This window comes from Streptomyces solincola, from assembly GCF_002982015.1.
Taxonomy (GTDB): domain Bacteria; phylum Actinomycetota; class Actinomycetes; order Streptomycetales; family Streptomycetaceae; genus Streptomyces; species Streptomyces solincola.
Window position 1 is genome coordinate 1 of record NZ_PVLV01000189.1, and the last position, 15,003, is coordinate 15,003.

General features: G+C 75.2%; 15 protein-coding genes, 1 pseudogene and 1 riboswitch. Of the genes and pseudogenes, 11 read left to right on the plus strand and 5 right to left on the minus strand.

All coding sequences use genetic code 11. The features are described from left to right. The 3 genes from C6N75_RS13845 to C6N75_RS13855 form a co-directional block, all read left to right on the plus strand. Positions 1 to 1,107: aminotransferase-like domain-containing protein (locus tag C6N75_RS13845; RefSeq protein WP_105869191.1), on the plus strand; the 1,107-nt coding region annotated here is incomplete at its 5' end. Between the two features lie 198 nt (positions 1,108 to 1,305). Further along, positions 1,306 to 1,575 (plus strand): hypothetical protein, encoded by a 270-nt coding sequence (locus C6N75_RS13850; protein ID WP_105869192.1) that lies wholly within the window; start codon positions 1,306 to 1,308, stop codon positions 1,573 to 1,575. A gap of 27 nt (positions 1,576 to 1,602) precedes the next feature. Further along, positions 1,603 to 2,790 (plus strand): glutathionylspermidine synthase family protein, encoded by a 1,188-nt coding sequence (locus tag C6N75_RS13855; RefSeq protein ID WP_105869193.1) that lies wholly within the window; start codon positions 1,603 to 1,605, stop codon positions 2,788 to 2,790. A gap of 69 nt (positions 2,791 to 2,859) precedes the next feature. Here C6N75_RS13855 and rocD read toward each other — a convergent pair whose 3' ends face one another. Both rocD and C6N75_RS13865 read right to left on the minus strand, forming a co-directional pair. Beyond that, a complete protein-coding gene (rocD, locus tag C6N75_RS13860) occupies positions 2,860 to 4,059 on the minus strand; it encodes an ornithine--oxo-acid transaminase (protein WP_258177401.1) in 1,200 nt (399 codons plus the stop codon). A 222-nt stretch (positions 4,060 to 4,281) separates the two neighbouring features. Further along, entirely contained in the window at positions 4,282 to 4,767 is a 486-nt protein-coding gene (locus tag C6N75_RS13865; RefSeq protein ID WP_105869195.1) for a hypothetical protein, read from the minus strand. Between the two features lie 41 nt (positions 4,768 to 4,808). Continuing rightward, positions 4,809 to 4,898: riboswitch (ZMP/ZTP riboswitch) on the plus strand. 33 nt (positions 4,899 to 4,931) lie between these two features. On the opposite strand from C6N75_RS13865, the gene C6N75_RS13870 reads away from it, so the two are divergent. The 3 genes from C6N75_RS13870 (at position 4,932) to C6N75_RS13880 (ending at position 8,078) form a co-directional block, all read left to right on the plus strand. Continuing rightward, the gene (locus C6N75_RS13870; RefSeq protein ID WP_105869196.1) at positions 4,932 to 6,212 is read left to right on the plus strand and encodes a serine hydroxymethyltransferase; all 1,281 of its coding nucleotides are present in this window, start codon (positions 4,932 to 4,934) and stop codon (positions 6,210 to 6,212) included. Positions 6,213 to 6,301: 89 nt separating this feature from the next. After that, a complete protein-coding gene (trpS, locus tag C6N75_RS13875; protein WP_105869197.1) occupies positions 6,302 to 7,315 on the plus strand; it encodes a tryptophan--tRNA ligase in 1,014 nt (337 codons plus the stop codon). Positions 7,316 to 7,484: 169 nt separating this feature from the next. Further along, the gene (locus tag C6N75_RS13880; protein WP_105869198.1) at positions 7,485 to 8,078 is read left to right on the plus strand and encodes a 2'-5' RNA ligase family protein; all 594 of its coding nucleotides are present in this window, start codon (positions 7,485 to 7,487) and stop codon (positions 8,076 to 8,078) included. 22 nt (positions 8,079 to 8,100) lie between these two features. Here the strand turns inward: C6N75_RS13880 and C6N75_RS13885 are convergent, their stop codons facing one another. Then, the gene (locus C6N75_RS13885; RefSeq protein WP_105869199.1) at positions 8,101 to 8,856 is read right to left on the minus strand and encodes a decaprenylphospho-beta-D-erythro-pentofuranosid-2-ulose 2-reductase; all 756 of its coding nucleotides are present in this window, start codon (positions 8,854 to 8,856) and stop codon (positions 8,101 to 8,103) included. Positions 8,857 to 8,874: 18 nt separating this feature from the next. After that, a complete protein-coding gene (locus C6N75_RS13890) occupies positions 8,875 to 10,272 on the minus strand; it encodes an FAD-binding oxidoreductase (protein WP_105869200.1) in 1,398 nt (465 codons plus the stop codon). Between the two features lie 241 nt (positions 10,273 to 10,513). Between C6N75_RS13890 and C6N75_RS13895 the strand changes: the two genes are divergently transcribed. Genes C6N75_RS13895 through C6N75_RS13905 form a run of 3 tightly spaced genes read left to right on the plus strand, consistent with a single transcriptional unit; the run spans position 10,514 to position 13,110 of the window. Next, positions 10,514 to 11,191 (plus strand): phosphatase PAP2 family protein, encoded by a 678-nt coding sequence (locus C6N75_RS13895; RefSeq protein ID WP_105869201.1) that lies wholly within the window; start codon positions 10,514 to 10,516, stop codon positions 11,189 to 11,191. Further along, positions 11,184 to 12,119, plus strand: a complete 936-nt coding sequence (locus tag C6N75_RS13900; protein WP_105869202.1) for a decaprenyl-phosphate phosphoribosyltransferase — start codon at positions 11,184 to 11,186, stop codon at positions 12,117 to 12,119. The genes C6N75_RS13895 and C6N75_RS13900 overlap by 8 nt, the downstream gene beginning before the upstream one ends. A 43-nt stretch (positions 12,120 to 12,162) precedes the next feature. Then, positions 12,163 to 13,110, plus strand: coding sequence for a YihY/virulence factor BrkB family protein (locus C6N75_RS13905; RefSeq protein ID WP_105869203.1), 948 nt, complete (start codon positions 12,163 to 12,165; stop codon positions 13,108 to 13,110). Here C6N75_RS13905 and C6N75_RS13910 read toward each other — a convergent pair. After that, complete coding sequence (locus C6N75_RS13910) at positions 13,052 to 14,332, minus strand: D-alanyl-D-alanine carboxypeptidase family protein (protein WP_258177400.1); 1,281 nt, start codon at positions 14,330 to 14,332, stop codon at positions 13,052 to 13,054. The two genes, C6N75_RS13905 and C6N75_RS13910, sit on opposite strands and share 59 nt — an antisense overlap. Before the next feature lie 55 nt (positions 14,333 to 14,387). On the opposite strand from C6N75_RS13910, the gene C6N75_RS13915 reads away from it, so the two are divergent. Further along, positions 14,388 to 14,633, plus strand: coding sequence for an SCO4848 family membrane protein (locus C6N75_RS13915; protein ID WP_105869205.1), 246 nt, complete (start codon positions 14,388 to 14,390; stop codon positions 14,631 to 14,633). Positions 14,634 to 14,648: 15 nt separating this feature from the next. Beyond that, positions 14,649 to 15,003 (plus strand): annotated as a pseudogene (locus C6N75_RS13920) (metallophosphoesterase); the annotation flags it as partial.

Below are 15,003 nucleotides of genomic sequence, written 5' to 3' on the forward strand. Positions count from 1 at the left end.
CCGCCGCGCCGCACCGCCGCCCCCGTCCGCAAGGCCCGGCACGACCTGCACCCCGGCACCCCCGACCTCGCCTCCTTCCCCCGCGCCGCATGGCTCAAGGCGGCCCGCAAGGCGCTCACCGCCGCCCCCGACGAGGCGTTCGGCTACAGCGACCCCCAGGGCCGGATCGAGCTGCGCGCCGCGCTCGCCGACTACCTGGCCCGCGCCCGCGGGGTGCGCGCCCACCCCGACCGGATCGTGGTCGTCTCCGGCTTCGTGCACGGACTGCGGCTGATGGCCCGGGTGCTGCGCGACCGCCGGGTCCGGGAGGTGGCCGTGGACTCCTACGGCCTGGACGTGCACTGGAGGCTGCTCACCGACGCCGGACTGAGGCTGCCCGCCCTCCCGTACGACGAGCACGGCACCCGCACCGAGGCGCTGGGCCGGCAGGGCGCGGTGCTGATGACCGCCGCCCACCAGTTCCCGCTCGGCGGCGCGCTGCCGGCCGACCGCCGGGCGGCCGCCGTGGACTGGGCCCGGGCGGGCGGCGGGCTGATCCTGGAGGACGACTACGACGGCGAGTTCCGCTACGACCGCCAGCCGGTCGGCGCCCTCCAGAGCCTCGACCCCGAGCGGGTCGTCTACCTCGGCACCGCCAGCAAGTCCCTCGCCCCCGGACTGCGGCTGGGCTGGATGGCGCTGCCCCGCGAGCTGGTCGCCGAGGTGACGGCCGCCAAGGGCGAGGCGGACTGGATGTGCGGCGCCCCCGACCAGCTCACCCTCGCCGAGTTCCTCACCTCCGGCGCGTACGACCGGCATGTGCGCGCCCGCCGGCTGCACTACCGCCGCCGCCGCGACCAGTTGGTCGCCGCCCTCGCCGCCGAGGCCCCGCAGGTGCGGGTCACCGGCATCGCGGCCGGACTGCACGCGGTGCTGACGCTGCCGCCCGGCACCGAGGCGTCCGTCGTCCAGGCCGCCGCCCACCACGGCCTCGCCGTCCAGGGCCTCAGCTACTTCCGCCATCCCGAGGTGCCGCACGGCCCGGACGGCCTGGTCGTCGGCTACGGCACCCCCTCCGACAGCGCCTGGCACGGCGCCCTGGCCGCCCTGGTCCGCGCGGTCCCGTGAGACCCGTCGCCGCGCGGGCCGCGGGCGGGCGCGGGCGTGCGCACGGCCGGGTGTGAACGGGGCGCGGGCGAGCACACGGGCCGGGTGGGGCGGGAGCCGGCGCCCACACCGGCTTACCGGCCCGGCGCACCGCCCTCTAGGGTGTGCGGATCGGGAGCGGGCGTTCGACGGGACGCCACGGGGGAGGGACGGACGCAGATGCGCAGGCTGAGGTCGAGCACGGTGGTACTGGGCAGCATGGGCGTCCTCGCGGTCGCCCTCACCTCCTGCGGCTCCGAACCGGACAAGCGGTGCGCCGACCGGCAGACCAGCAGGGAGCTGTCCCGCGAGGAGTGCGACGACTCCAGCGGCCGGGGCGCCTACTACTACGGCGGCTCCAGCAGCAAGGGCAAGGTCTCCGGCGGCAGCTTCGACAAGGCGGCCGTGGACCGCGGCGGCTTCGGCTGCTCCGGCTCCGGCGGCGGCTGAGCGCGCGGAACGGACCGGGACCGAACCATGCAGCGCCACACCATCGAGCCGCGCCCCGGCTGGCAGGAGACCGTCGAGGAGCAGGGCTGCGTCTACCCGCTCACCCGCTACCCCGACGGCTCGCTGCGCCCCTACTGGGACGAGAGCGCCTACTACGTCTTCTCGCTGCCCGAGGTCGAGGCGCTGGAGGAGGTCGTCGAGGAGCTGCACGCCATGTGCCTGGCCGCCGCCGCGCACATCGTCGAGCGGAACAGGTTCGCCGACCTCGGCATCACCGACCCCCGACTCGCCGGGTTGGTCGCCGAGTCCTGGCACCGCCGCACCGAACTCCCCTCCCTCTACGGGCGGTTCGACCTGCGGTACGACGGCGCGGGCCCGGCCAGGATGCTGGAGTACAACGCGGACACCCCCACCTCCCTGGTGGAGGCGGCCAGCCCGCAGTGGTTCTGGATGGAGGAGCGCTTCCCCGGCGCCGACCAGTGGAACTCGCTGCACGAGAGGCTGGTCGAGGCGTGGCGCCGGCAGAAGAAGCTGCTGCCGCCCGGGCCGCTGCACTTCGCGCACAGCGACGGCGACGAGCTGGGCGAGGACCTGATGACGGTCGCCTACCTCCGCGAGACCGCCGAACAGGCGGGGATCGAGACCGAGGCGCTGTCGGTGGAGCGGATCGGCTACGACCGGATCACCGGGCGGTTCGTCGACGAGAAGCTGCGCTTCATCCGAAGCTGCTTCAAGCTCTACCCGTGGGAGTGGCTGGCCACCGACCGGTTCGGCCCGCATGTGCTGGACACCCTGGACAACGGCGGCGGCACCGGCTCCACCTGCTGGATCGAGCCCGCCTGGAAGATGCTGCTGTCCAACAAGGCGCTGCTGGCGATCCTCTGGGAGCTGTACCCGGGCCACCCCAACCTGCTGCCCGCCTATCTGGACGGTCCCCGCGAGCTGGCCGCCCCCGGCGGTCCCGGCTATGTGGCCAAGCCGCTGCTGGGCCGGGAGGGCGCCGGGGTCACCGTGCACCGCCCCGGCGACCCGCCGCCCGCCTCCGACGAGCCCTGCTGCTACCAGGAGCTGGCCGAGCTGCCCGACTTTGACGGCAACCGCACGGTGCTGGGCGCCTGGGTGATCGAGGACGAGGCCGCCGGGCTCGGCATCCGCGAGTCCGCCGGCCTGGTCACCGACGAGTACGCCCGCTTCCTGCCGCACGTCATCCTCTGACGGCCGCGCCCCGGACGACCGCCGGCCCCGTACGCGCGGACACCCGCGCACGAGGCCGGCGGCGGCGGTTCAGCGGCTCCCGGCGGCGTCCGACAGCACCCGGCGCAACTGCTCCAGGCCCCAGTCCAGGTCCTCCTTGGCGATGACCAGCGGGGGCGCGATCCGGATGGTCGAGCCGTGGGTGTCCTTCACCAGCACCCCGCGCTCCATCATCCGCTCCGACACCTGCCGGCCGGTGCCCAGCTCCGGCGCCACGTCCACCCCGGCCCACAGGCCCCGGCCGCGCACCGCCGCCACCGTGCCGTCGGCCACCATCAGCCCCAGCTCCTGGTGCAGGTGCTCGCCCAGCTCGGCGGCCCGCTCCTGGTACTCCCCGGTCCGCAGCATCGCCAGCACCTCCAGCGCCACCGCGCAGGCCAGCGGGTTGCCGCCGAAGGTCGAGCCGTGCTCGCCGGGCCGGTGCACGCCCAGCACCTCCGCGCTCGACACCACCGCCGAGACCGGCACCACGCCGCCGCCCAGCGCCTTGCCCAGCAGGTACACGTCCGGCTGGACGCCCTCGTGCTCGCAGGCGAAGCTCCGCCCGGTGCGGCCCAGACCGGACTGGATCTCGTCCGCGACGAACAGCACCCCGCGCCGCCGGGTCAGCTCCCGCACCGCCGCCAGATAGCCGGGCGGCGGCACCAGCACGCCCGCCTCGCCCTGGATCGGCTCCAGCAGCACCGCCACCGTCTCGTCGGTGACCGCCGCCTCCAGCGCCGCCAGGTCCCCGTACGGCACGACGTCGAAACCGGGCGTGTACGGCCCGTGGTGCTCGCGCGCCTCCGGGTCGGTGGAGAAGCTGACGACGGTGGTGGTCCGGCCGTGGAAGTTGCCGTCCGCGACGACGATCCGCGCCTTGCCGTCCGGCACGCCCTTGACCCGGTAGCCCCACTTGCGGGCGGTCTTGACGGCCGTCTCCACCGCCTCCGCCCCGGTGTTCATCGGCAGCACCGTCTCCATGCCGCAGAACTCCGCCAGCTTCGCGCAGAACTCCGCGTACCGGTCGTGGTGGAACGCCCGCGAGGTCAGCGTCACCCGGTCGAGCTGCGCCTTGGCGGCGTCGACCAGCCGGCGGTTGCCGTGCCCGAAGTTGAGCGCCGAGTAGCCGGCCAGCATGTCCAGATAGCGCCGCCCCTCGACGTCCGTCATCCAGGCGCCGTCCGCCGAGGAGACGACGACCGGGAGCGGGTGGTAGTTGTGCGCGCCATGCGCCTCGGCGGCGGCGATCGCCTCCCGCGTCGCCGCCCCGGCGGGAGCGGTCGTGGGCTCGGTGTCGGTCTCGGTGCTCGGCTCGTCGTATGCGCTCGACACGGGGTCTCCGTCCTCTTGCGGCCCGGGGCGGGGGTGCCGCCCCTTCCTATCGTCGCTCGCCGCGCTCGCCGGGAAACCTCCCGTGCGGAGAGGAGAAGCCCGAAGCCCCTCCCGCCCACCGCCGGGGGCGGGCCCCGCTCAGCCCTCCGCGCGCCGGCGGACCGAGTCCAGCATGCGCCGCACCGCCACCGCGTGCCCGCCGGAGCCGAACACCAGGGCCCGGTAGACGGCCCCCAGCGGCCCGGGGAAGCGCGCGTACGTCCGCACCGCCAGCACCGTGCCGCCCTCGCCGTCCCCGGTCAGCACCGGCACCGCCGCGTACCGGGAGAAGCAGTGGCGGCCGGTCAGCACCGCCCGCTCGCCCGGGACGGCTCGCGCCACCCGGAAGCCGGGCAGCGTCGCCCCCTCGGCGAGCGGCGCCCCGGACGCCGCGGCCGGCTCGGCGCGCACCAGCCTGGCGTACGCGGCCGCGCCCGGCCCCGCCCGCTCCCCGAGCCACCCGCCGAGCGCCGCCCACACCCGGTCCGCCCCGGCCGCGATCCGCACCCGGTGCTCGTCCACGAGCGGCAGCCCCGGCGGCACACCCGGTCCGGCGGAGGCGGCGGGGACGTCGTCTCGGCTCATGGGCCCTTCCTACCGCACGGCCTTGCGGCGGCTAGGGTGAGGGCACGCGCGGCGACTGGCGTACGGGGAAGCGACCCCGGGGGAGCCGCGCGCGGCAGACCGTACGGGTGCCGCCCGCCTGGGCACCCCGGCTCGACCGTGCTGCCGGCCCCCTGGAGGACGCCATGACCATCCCCGCCCTCGCACCCACGCACCACCCGGCCCTGGCCGCCGCCGATCCCGAGCTGGCCGCGCTGGTCGGCGCGGAGGAGCGGCTCCAGGCCGAGACGCTGCGGCTGATCCCCAGCGAGAACTACGTCTCCGCCGCCGTGCTGGAAGCCTCCGGCACGGTGTTGCAGAACAAGTACAGCGAGGGCTACCCCGGCCGCCGCTACTACGAGGGCCAGCAGGTCGTCGACCAGGTCGAGCGACTGGCCGCCGACCGGGCCCGGGCGCTGTTCGGCGTGGACCACGCCAACGTCCAGCCCTACTCCGGCTCCCCGGCCAACCTCGCCGTCTACCTCGCCTTCGCCCGGCCCGGCGACACGGTGATGGGCATGGCGCTGCCGATGGGCGGCCACCTCACCCACGGGTGGGGCGTCTCGGCCACCGGGAGCTGGTTCCGCGGCGTGCAGTACGGGGTGCGCCGGGACACCGGGCTGATCGACTACGACCAGGTGCGCGAACTGGCCCTCAAGGAGCGGCCCAAGGTGCTGTTCTGCGGCGGCACCGCGCTGCCCCGCACCATCGACTTCGCCGCGTTCGCGCAGATCGCCGAGGAGGCCGGCGCGGTCCTGGTCGCCGACATCGCGCACATCGCCGGGCTGGTCGCGGGCGGCGCCCACCCGTCCCCGGCGCCGTACGCGGACGTGGTGTCCACCACCACCCACAAGACCCTGCGCGGCCCGCGCGGCGCGATGCTGATGTGCCGCGAGCAGCACGCCAAGGCCATCGACAAGGCGGTCTTCCCCGGCCTCCAGGGCGGCCCGCACAACCAGACCACCGCCGCCATCGCGGTCGCCCTGCACGAGGCGGCCGCCCCCTCCTTCCGGGAGTACGCGCACCAGGTCGTCGCCAACGCCCGGGCGCTCGCCGACGGGCTGCTCGCGCGCGGCTTCGACCTGGTCTCCGGCGGCACCGACAACCACCTGGTGCTGGTCGACCTCACCTCCCGGGACGTCCCCGGCAAGACCGCAGCCAAGGCGCTGGACCGGGCCGGCATCGTGGTCAACCACAACACCGTGCCGTTCGACCCGCGCAAGCCCTTCGACCCCTCCGGCATCCGCGTCGGCACCCCGTCCCTGACCTCCCGGGGCCTTCGTACGGAGCACATGGACGCGGTCGCCGGCTGGATCGACCGCTCGGTCACCGCCGCCCGCACCGGCGACGAGGCCGCCCTGGCCGCCGTCCGCGCCGAGGTCGCCGAGCTGACGGCCGCCCACCCGGCCCCCGGCCTCCCGGTCTGACGCCCGACACGGCCGGGAACGGCGCCCCGGGAGTCCTTGACCGGGGCACCGTTCCCGAGCTGTCGGCGGCACCTGAGACAATGTGGGGCATGGCCTCTGATCGTCCTCGTGTGCTCTCCGGAATCCAGCCCACCGCCGGCTCGTTCCACCTCGGCAACTACCTCGGCGCGGTCCGCCAGTGGGTCGCGCTCCAGGACACCCACGACGCGTTCTACATGGTCGTGGACCTGCACGCGATCACGATCCCGCAAGACCCGGCGGCGCTGCGCTCCAACACCCGCCTGGCCGTCGCCCAGCTCCTGGCGGCCGGCCTCGACCCGGAGCGCTGCACCCTCTTCGTGCAGAGCCACGTGCCCGAGCACGCCCAGCTCGCCTGGGTGATGAACTGCCTCACCGGCTTCGGCGAGGCCGGCCGGATGACCCAGTTCAAGGACAAGTCCGCCAAGCAGGGCTCCGACAGCACCACCGTCGGCCTGTTCACCTACCCGGTCCTCCAGGTCGCCGACATCCTGCTCTACCAGGCCGACCAGGTGCCGGTCGGCGGCGACCAGCGCCAGCACGTCGAGCTGACCCGCGACCTCGCCGAGCGGTTCAACGGCCGCTTCGGGCACACCTTCACCGTGCCCGCGCCGTACATCCTCAAGGAGACGGCGAAGATCCTCGACCTCCAGGACCCGGCGGTCAAGATGAGCAAGTCGGCCTCCACCCCCAAGGGCCTGGTCAACCTGCTCGACGACCCCAAGGCCACGGCCAAGAAGGTCAAGAGCGCCGTCACCGACACCGAGACGGTGATCCGCTACGACCCCGAGGCCAAGCCCGGCGTCAGCAACCTGCTCACGATCATGTCCGTGCTCACCGGGACCTCCGTGGCCGACCTGGAGAAGTCCTACGAGGGCAAGATGTACGGGGCGCTGAAGACCGACCTCGCCGAGGTGATGGTGGACTTCGCCACGCCCTTCAAGGACCGCACCCAGGAATACCTGGACGACCCCGAGACGCTGGACTCGATCCTGGCCAAGGGCGCGGAGAAGGCGCGGGCGGTCGCCGCCGAGACACTGGCGCAGACCTACGCCAAGGTGGGCTTCCTGCCCGCCAAGCACTGAGCCGCGAGGCCCCGGGGAGCCGCCCGTCCGGGCGGGCGGCTCTGGTCAGCGGCGGGCGCACCCGCCACACTGACGACGAGCCGGCGGCACGGCCGGCGCGCACAGCCCGGGCGACCGGCCCGGGCGACCAGTCCGTCCGACAGGTGTTCCGACAGGTGAGGAGACAGACGTGGGGACCGTAACGCTCGGCGTTTCGCTCGCGGTCCCGGAGCCCTACGGCAGCCTGCTCCAGCAGCGGCGCGCGGGCTTCGGTGACCCCGCCGCGCAGGCCATCCCCACCCACGTCACCCTGCTGCCGCCCACCGAGGTGGACCCCGAGCTGCTGCCCGCCGTCCGGGCGCACCTCGCCCGGGTGGCCGCGTCCGGTCAGGCGTTCCCCATGCGGCTCAGCGGCACCGGCACCTTCCGCCCGCTGTCCCCGGTCGTCTTCGTCCAGGTGGTCGAGGGCGCGGCGGCCTGCTCCTGGCTCCAGCGCCGGGTGCGGGAGGCTGCCGGGCCGCTCCACCGCGAGCTGCACTTCCCGTACCACCCGCACGTCACGGTCGCCCACGGCATCTCCGAGGAGGCCATGGACCGGGCGTACGAGGAGCTGGCCGGCTTCGAGGCGGCCTGGACGGTCGAGTCCTTCGCGCTCTACCAGCAGGGCGCCGACCAGGTCTGGCGCAAGCTCTCCGACTTCGCCTTCGGCGGCGCGGGCCTGGGCGTGCCCGCCGTGCCCGCCCAGGGCTCCCCGGTCGACGAACCGGCCGCCTTCCGCCGCTGAGCCGCGCCGCGGAAGCCCGCCCCTACCGCGGCAGCCGCCGGAACAGCGGCCGCGGCAGATGGCGTACGGCCGCCATCACCGGCCGCAGCGCTCCCGGCGCCCACACCGTCTCGCTGCGCCGCCGCAGCCCCAGCTCGACCGCCGCGGCCACCGCCTCCGGGGTGGTGGCCAGCGGCGCCGGGGCCATCCCCGCCGTCATCCGGCCGCGCACGAAGCCGGGCCGCACCACCATCACATGCACCCCCGTCCCGTACATCGCGTCGCCCAGGCCCTGCGCGAAGGCGTCCAGACCGGCCTTGCTGGAGCCGTAGATGAAGTTGGCCCGGCGGGCCCGCTCCCCGGCCACCGAGGAGAGCACCACCAGCGAGCCGTGCCCCTGCGCCTCCAGGCCGGCCGCGCACACCAGCCCGGCCGACACCGCGCCGGTGTAGTTGGTCTGGGCGACCCTGACCGCGGCCGGCGGGTCGCCCTCGTCGTGCGCCTGGTCGCCGAGCACCCCGAAGGCCAGCAGCACCAGGTCGACGTCCCCCTCGGCGAACACCTTGCCCAGCACCTCCTCGTGGCGGTCGGTCTCCAGCGCGTCGAAGGCGACGGTGGACACCTCGGCGCCGGTACGGGACAGAGCGGCGGCCGCCGCCTCCAGGCCGGTCGACGGGCGGCCGGCCAGCCACACCCGGCGGGCCCGGCGGGCGATCAGCCGGCGGGCGACCGCCAGCCCGATCTCCGACGTGCCGCCGAGCACCAGCACCGACTGCGGCGCCCCGAACGCGTCCTTCATCAAGGTCTCCTGAGATCGTCAGAGGGAGAGGCGGCGGGCCAGGTCGGAGGTGAACACCCCGCGCGGATCGAGCCCGGCCCGCAGCGCCCGGAAGTCCGCCAGCCTCGGGTACATCGCGGCCAGCGCGTCCGGCCGCAGCCGGGAGTCCTTGGCCAGGTAGACCCGGCCGCCGGCGTCCGCGACCTCCTCGTCCAGCTCGTCGAGGAAGGCCCCGAGCCCGCTCAGGCCGGCCGGGACGTCCAGCGCCAGGGTCCAGCCCGGCATGGGGAACGACAGCCAGCCCGGGTCGCCCGCGCCGAACCGCTTGAGCACCGCCAGGAACGACGGGCAGCCGCGCCGGGCGATCCGCCGCACCACCCGGCGCAGGGTCTCCTCCCGGCCGTGCCCGACGACGAACTGGTACTGCACGAAGCCGCCGCGCCCGTAGACCCGGTTCCAGTGCGGGACGCCGTCCAGCGGGTGGAAGAACGCCGGCAGCCGCTGGAGCTCACCGGTGCGGTGCCGGGGCGCGCGGCGGTACCAGACCTCGTTGAAGACCCCCACCGTGGTGCGGGTCAGCAGCCCTTCCGGCAGGAACGCCGGGGCCGCCGGGAACCGGCCGGGGCGGAAGGCCAGCGGCTCGCTGCGGGCCCGGCGCGGCAGCTCCCCGACCCGGGCGTGGTCGCCGCGGGTCAGCACCGCCCGGCCGGTCGCCGCGCCGCGCGCCAGCAGGTCGATCCAGGCCACCGAGTAGCGGTAGCCGTCGTCGTTGGCGGTCAGCCGGGCCAGCAGGTCGTCCAGGTCGGCGGCGCGCTCGGTGTCCACCGACATCCAGGCGCTCTCCACCGGGACCAACTGGATCTCGGCGGCCAGCACCACCCCGGTCAGCCCCATCCCGCCCGTGGTGGCGTCGAACAGGTCCGTGCCCGGCAGCACGGTCCGCACCGACCCGTCCGCCGTCAGCAGGTCGAAGGCGCGCACATGCCGTCCGAAGGACCCCGACACATGGTGGTTCTTGCCGTGCACGTCCGCGCCGATCGCCCCGCCGACCGTCACATACCGGGTCCCGGGGGTCACCGGCACGAACCAGCCGAGCGGCAGCAGCACCTCCATCAGCGTGTGCAGGCTCACCCCCGCGTCGCAGACCACGATCCCGGCCTCGGCGTCGATCGAGCGGATCCGGGCCAGCCCCGTCATGTCCAGCACATCCCCGCCGGCGTTCTGCGCCGCGTCGCCGTACGCCCGCCCCAGCCCCCGCGCGATGCCGCCGCGCGCCCCGCAGCCCAGCACCGCGGCCGCCGCCTCCTGGTAGCTGCGCGGGCGCAGCACCCGCGCCACCGTCGGCGCGGTCCGCCCCCAGCCCGTCACCGGCCGGACCTCGAACGGCTCCGGGGAAGCGGGGACGGCAGCGGCGGCGGCAGCGGGGACCTCAGGCATGGGAGTGACGGTATCCCCGCATATGGGCGGTATCCGGGCGGCCGGGGCGCCGTGTCGCCGCCTCGCGCCCCGGCTCCCCGCGGCGGGCCCGGCCGGCGTAGCCCGACTGACCGAAACGGGTGATGAAACGAGTGTCGTACGAGATTGCCGCCCGTCCCGGCCGCCCGGCCCGCCAGAGTCACCCCTGCGCGCGCCCGATCCCGGGCGTCCGACCGGTACGGCCGCGAAGGGGTGACGGAGGATGCGGTACGCGAAGCAGGGCTCCCGCCCCGAAGACGGCCACCCCTGCGCCACCTGCCCGCCCCCGGGCCCGGACGGCGGACCCTCCCGCGCACTCGCCGCGCCACGGCACGGTGGCGCCCGGACGGCCGCCCGGCATCCCGCACCGGCGCCGCGACCGCCCGGGCGGCACGCGCTGCTCGGCGCGGACCAGTGGCTGCTGGCCGGCTTCCGGCGGGCCGGGGCGCGGTGGCCGGCTGCGGGGCGGGCCGCCCGGGGGCTCTCGCTGGCCGGGGAGCACGCGGCCCTGTGGCTGGCCGCCGGGACGGCCGCCGCCGCCCTCGACCCGGCCCGTCGGCAGGCGTGGCTGCGGGCCACCGCCGCCGTCTGCGCCGCCCACCTGACCAGCTCCGCCGTCAAGCAGGCCGTGCGCCGCCCCCGCCCGGCAGGCGGCGGCCCCCGGCCGCCCGTCGGCCGGCACTCCTTCCCCAGCTCGCACGCGGCCTCCTCGGCCGCCGCGGCGGCCGCCTTCGCGGCGGTCAGCCCGGCCGCCGGGAGACTGGCCCGCCCGCTGGCGGCCGGGGTGTGCCTGGCCCGGCTGGTGGCCGGCGTCCACTACCCGACCGACGTGGCCGCCGGGGCGCTGCTCGGCGCGGCCGTGGCCCGGGCGGTGCGCGGCGGAGTGCGGCCGGATGGGTGAGCCGACCACGCTGACCGCGCCCGCGCGCCCCGCCCCCTACCCCCTGCGCACCGCGTACGGGCTGCTGCGCACCGCGCGCCCCCGGCAGTGGGTGAAGAACCTCCTGGTCGTCGCCGCCCCGGCCGCCGCCGGCCGGCTCGCCGACCCGCGCACCCTGCTCCAGCTCGCCGCCGTCTTCGTGCTCTTCACCGCCGCCTCGGCCGCGGTCTACCTGGTCAACGACGCCCGGGACGCCGAGGCCGACCGGGCCCACCCCGGCAAGCGCCGGCGGCCCGTCGCCGCCGGCGAGGTGCCCGTGCCGCTCGCCTACGCCGCCGGGGCGCTCCTCGCGACCGCCGCCGTCAGCGGCGCGGCCCTGGCCTGCAACCCCATGACGGCCACCCTGATCACCGCGTACCTGCTCATGCAGCTCGCCTACTGCCTGCGCCTGAAGCACGTGCTGGTGGTCGACCTGGCCGTGGTCGCCACCGGCTTCCTGATGCGGGCCATGGTCGGCGGCGTGGCGCTCGCCATCCCGCTCTCCCGCTGGTTCCTGATCACCACCGGCTTCGGCGCGCTGTTCATGGTGGCCGCCAAGCGGTACTCCGAGGCCGTGCAGCCCGCCGGCCGCGACGGCCGCACCCGCGCGCTGCTCACCGAGTACACCGCCGGCTACCTGCGGTTCGTCTGGCAGTTGGCGGCCGGCGGCGCGGTGCTCGGCTACTGCCTGTGGGCGCTGGAGGGCGGCGGCGCCGCGTCCGCCGGGACGCTGCTGCCCTGGCGGCAGCTCTCCATGGCCGCGTTCCTGCTCGGGGTGCTGCGGTACGCGGTCTTCGCCGACCGGGGCGCGGCCGGCGCGCCGGAGGACGTGGTGCTGCGCGACCGCCCGCTCGCCGTCATCGGCCTGGCCTGGCTCGCGGTCTACGCGATGGCGGTGACCGGACTGTGAGCCGGTCCGGTCGGGCGGCCGGACACCGGGTAGGGGCACCCGCATGGACTGGCTGACCAAGCTCCCCGTCATCGGCCCGCGGGTCGCCCGGCTGATGCTCACCCACGCCTGGCGCTCCTACGAGACCCTGGAGCGCGCGCACTGGACGAGGCTGGCCGCCGCCGTCACCTTCCTCAGCTTCCTGGCGCTCTTCCCGCTGATCACCGTGGCCGCCGCGGTGGGCGCGGCGCTCCTCAGCGACGCCCAGGTGCGCACCCTGGAGGGCGAACTGAGCGCGCAGGTGCCGGGCATCTCCGAGCAGCTCGACCTGAACTCGCTGATCGCCAACGCGGGCACGGTCGGCCTGGTGGCCGGCGCGCTGCTGCTGTTCACCGGCATCGGCTGGGTCGGCTCCATGCGGGACTGCCTGCGCGCGGTGTGGGCCTGCGACGACGCCGACCTGGGCAACCCGTTCGTCCGCAAGGCCAAGGACGCGGTGGTGCTGGTCGGCCTCGGCGCGACCGGCCTGGTGTCCTTCGCCGTCTCCGGCTTCGGCTCCACCGCCGTCGGCTGGACCGCCGAGCGCCTCGGCATCCCCGCCACCGGCGTCGGCGCGGTCCTCCTCCAGACCGGCGCGCTCGCCCTCGCCGTCCTCGCCGACTTCCTCCTGCTGCTCTACCTGCTCACCCTCCTCCCCGGAGTCCATCCCCGGCGCCGCCGCCTGGTCGTCGCCGCGCTGCTCGGCGCGGTCGGCTTCGAGGCGCTGAAGCTGCTGCTCGGCGGCTATATGAGCGGGGTGGCGAGCAAGTCGATGTACGGGGCGTTCGGCGTGCCGGTCGCACTGCTGCTGTGGATCAACCTCACCGCCAAGCTGCTGCTGTTCTGCGCGGCCTGGACGGGCACCGGCTCCAAGGACGAGCTGCCCGCCGCCGACGGCGCCGAGGACCCCGGCGCTACCCCTGCGGCGGGCGGCGACGCCGGACCAGGTCCGGCAGCGGCCACCGCCGGTTGACCAGGAGCACCCCGCCCACTAGCAGCGCCAGCGCCCCGCCGGCCACCGCGAGCGCCGTGCCCGCCCCGCCCGCGCCCGACCCGCCGGCGGCCCTCGCGCGCTCCCCTTCGCCGGTCGTCCCGGCGATCTGCCCGGTGCCGCCGTTGCCCTCCACCTCGCCGATCCCGCCGGTCACCGTGTTCCCGCCGCTCTCGCCGCCGCCGGGCTCGGCCGACTTCGGCGCGACCAGCTCGCCGACCGGCTTGACCTTCCCGGCCGCCGTGAAGCCCCAGTCCAGCAGCCGCCCGGCCTCCCGGTAGACCGCGTGGCTCTCCTTCACCAGCGGGTTCATCACCGTCACCAGCAGCACCCGCCCGTTGCGCTCGGCCACCCCGGTGAAGGTCTGCCCGGCGTGCGTGGTGCTGCCGTTCTTCACGCCGGCGATGCCCTGGTAGGCGGGCATGTCGAAGTCGCCGGTCAGCAGCTTGTTGGTGTTCTGGATCTCGAACGCCTCGCGCTTCTTGCCCTTCTTCGCCTCGCCGGGGAAGTTGGCGCGCGGGGTGGCCGCGTACTCCCGGAAGTCGGCCTTCTGCAACCCGCTGCGGGCGATCAGGGTGAGGTCGTACGCGGAGGAGACCTGGCCCGGCTCGTCGTAGCCGTCCGGCGAGACGACATGGGTGTCCAGCGCCTGGAGCTCGTCCGCCCGCGCGTTCATCTCCTTCACCGTCTTCGCGATGCCGCCGTTCATCTGCGACAGCACGTGCACCGCGTCGTTCCCCGACCGCAGGAAGACCCCCAGCCACAGGTCGTGGACGGTGTACGACTGCTTCTCCTTGATGCCCACCAGGCTGGAGCCCGCCCCCAGATTCGCCAGCGCACCCGGCTTGACCTGGTACGACTGGGTCCGGGGGAACCTCGGCAGCAGGGTGTCGGCGAACAGCATCTTCATCGTCGAGGCGGGCGCGAGCCGCCAGTGCGCGTTGTTCGCGGCCAGGATCTGCCCGCTCTCCGCGTCCGCGACGACCCAGGACCGCCCGGTGACCTGCTTGGGCAGCGCCGGCACCCCCGGCGTCAGGTTCACCTGGATGCCGGGCCGCCCCAGCTTCACCCCGCCCACCCGTGACATCCCGGCCGGCGGCTTGGGCTGCTTGTCCTCCGCGTCCGGTCCCGGCGCGGCCACCGCCGGGCCCGCCGACAGCAGCACCCCCGCCGTCACCGCCACCACGACGCCTATTCGGGCCATCCGGGGTATCGCACCCCGCCCGAGGCCGTCCTCCACCGCGGGCGATACTGAACCCATGAAGCTCAGCCGCCGCGCCTCCTGGTTCCTGCTCGCGTTCGGGGTGTGGAGCTGGTTCATCTGGATCACTTTCGTCAAGAATCTGTGGAACGACGGCAGCGGCCTGGCGTTCGACGACGCGGGCGATCCGACACCCTACTTCTGGGTGCACCTACTGCTCGCCATCGCGTCCTTTGTTCTGGGGACGGTCGTGGGGGCCATCGGGTTGCGCGGGGTAAGAGCCTCGCGCGGTCACAGCGGATAAGGGGGGTACGGGGCCGTGCTGGTCGTCGTCCTGGTGCTCGTTGTCGTCCTGGCCCTGCTGGCGGGGGTCCACTACTACGTCTGGCGGCGGCTGGTCCGTGATGTGACGGTACGCGGCGGAGCCGCCCGCCGCACGGGGACCGCCGCCATCGTGGTGCTCCCCCTCCTCTCCTTCGCCGCCCTCTCCGCGGGCCGCGCCGGCACCCCGTTCGTCCTCCAGCAGATCCTCGCCTGGCCCGGCTTCCTCTGGCTCGCCCTCCTCCTCTACGTCGTCCTCTTCCTCCTGGTCGGCGAGCTGGTGCGCCCTCTGCTGCTGCGCGCCCTGAACCGCCGCGCGACCGTCCAGGAGCCCGCGACCGAGACCCCCGCCC